The 2,208-nt window shown below is 62.0% G+C and carries 1 protein-coding gene; it reads left to right on the forward strand.

Translation table 11 applies throughout. From position 1 onward, the window contains the following. Positions 1 to 265 precede the first annotated feature (265 nt). Positions 266 to 1,981 carry a D-lactate dehydrogenase gene (gene dld, locus ACT3SQ_RS19105; RefSeq protein ID WP_013161533.1) on the forward strand — a complete coding sequence of 572 codons (1,716 nt, stop codon included), beginning with the start codon at positions 266 to 268 and terminating at the stop codon, positions 1,979 to 1,981. Positions 1,982 to 2,208: the final 227 nt, after the last annotated feature.

Here is a 2,208-nt window from a genome sequence, read left to right on the forward strand (position 1 = left end):
TCCGAACCTACCGGAGTCCGAAAGTACCGCGGTCCGAAACTATCTGATGCGCATCTTCTACAATGAGGATGCGCGTATGCACATGCATACGCACACTCCTTGGACGCCGTAGCGAGCTTCCGGGCAGACGGTCGCAGACGTCGTCCCCCTGGCTCGTTTCCCCGCCCATCAAAAAATGAACGACCGCGGACTAGCTCGGATCAAGGCGACATCCCCTCAGCATCATGACGCGCTTGTGATGCAACTGAATATAGGAAGCTTAGAGATGACGCAACCAGGACAGACCACCACGACTTCGCACGAAGCGATCGATGCGTTCAAGAGAATCGTCGGCGACGAACATGTACTGACCTCTGAGCGTGCCACGATGCCATTCAGCAAAGGCTATCGATTCGGCGGAGGACCAGTCTTCGCCGTGGTGCGCCCCGGCACGCTGGTCGAGATGTGGCGGGCGCTGCAGGTATCCGTCGACAACAACCTCATCGTCATCCCGCAGGCATCGAACACGGGCCTGACTGGTGGATCCGGCCCCGGCTTCCAAGACTACGATCGCCCCATTGTGATCATCTCGACTCACCGCATCGATGAGGTGCACCTCATCAACGACGCGCGCGAGGCGATCTCGCTCGCGGGCACCCCGCTGACACACCTGACCGACGCGCTCGCCAAGCACCAGCGCGAGCCGCACTCGGTGATCGGGTCGACATCAATCGGCGCCTCGGTCATCGGCGGCATCGCGAACAACTCGGGCGGCAGCCAGATTCGCAAGGGTCCGGCATTCACGCGCGAAGCGATCTTCGCCCGCGTCAACGACGACGGCAAGGTCGAGCTGGTCAATCACCTGGGCATCTCGCTCGGAGACGACCCTGAGGTCGCACTCGACCGTCTACAGCGCGGCGAGTGGTCTCCCGAGGATGTCACCCCAGCTCCCGAAGACTCGAACGAGACCGAGTACGCCGAGCACTTGCGCAAGATCGTGCCTTCGCCTGCTCGCTACAATGCGAACCCCGAGTACCTGTTCGAGGCTTCCGGCTCGGCCGGCAAGCTGATGGTGTTCGCGGTGCGCACCCGCACCTTCCCTCGCGAAGTGCACCCGACCGTATTTTACATCGGCACGAACAACACGCACGAGCTCGAAGAGATCCGTCGGTTGTTCCTCGAAGCCGACATGCCGCTGCCTATCTCTGGTGAGTACATGGGCCGCAGTGCCTTCGACTTGGCCGAGAAGTACGGCAAAGACACCTTCGTCTTCCTGAAGTTCATGAGTCCAGCGCTGCAGACGCGCATGTTCTCGTTCAAGACGTGGGCCAACGGCTTGTTCTCGAAGATTCCCGGCATTGGTCCGACCTTCGCCGACACGGTATCGCAAGCCATGTTCAGCGTGCTGCCCAACCAGCTGCCCAAGCGCATGATGGAGTACCGCAACCGTTTCGAGCATCACCTGCTGCTCACCGTCAGCGAGTCGCAGAAGGCCGCGAGCGAGAAGATGCTCAAGGAGTTCTTCGCAGAGCCCGAGCACACTGGTGAGTTCTTCATCTGCACGTCTGATGAAGAAAAGAGCGCGTCGCTCAACCGGTTCGGCGCGGCCAGTGCCGCCACTCGCTACGCCGCGTTGAAGCGCCGGCACATCGCAGGGCTCATCCCCATCGATGTGGCCCTGCGTCGCGACGATTGGAACTGGCTCGAGGTGCTGCCGGAGGAGATCGACGACCAGCTTGAGGTCAAGGCGTATTACGGGCACTTCTTCTGCCATGTGATGCACCAGGACTATGTCGCCAAGCAGGGCGTGGATCCCGAGGCGCTGCACGACCGCATCCAGCACCTGCTGGAGGAGCGCGGCGCGAAGCTGCCCGCCGAGCACAACTACGGTCGCATCTACAAGCTGCCGGAGTCCATGGAAGAGCACTTCAAGGAGCTCGATCCGACGAATACGTTCAACGCCGGTATCGGCGGCACGTCGCCGCACAAGGACTGGGCCTAAGTCCCCAAGGTAGCGCGACGCCGTGAGAGCCTGAGCGATGTCTTATCCATCTCGGGTGGACCTAGGGCTCGACTCCCTAGGTCCACCGGGACGGATGAGTCGAGACATCGGTCAGAGGCTGGGCAGGCCATAGAATCGCGTGGCGGCGAGGGCCGCGCCCGGTCCGAGAACGGGTCATCGCCTCACGCCGTCAGCTGACCCGCGACGGCCGGCACACCGGCGAAATC

The sequence above is a fragment of the Brachybacterium sp. AOP42-C2-15 genome, from assembly GCF_052377065.1.
Lineage (GTDB): Bacteria > Actinomycetota > Actinomycetes > Actinomycetales > Dermabacteraceae > Brachybacterium.

What these genes read in the sequence shown, in the direction of transcription:
- dld (WP_013161533.1), top strand. Translation starts at nt 266, where the DNA reads ATGACGCAACCAGGACAGACCACCACGACTTCGCACGAAGCGATCGAT.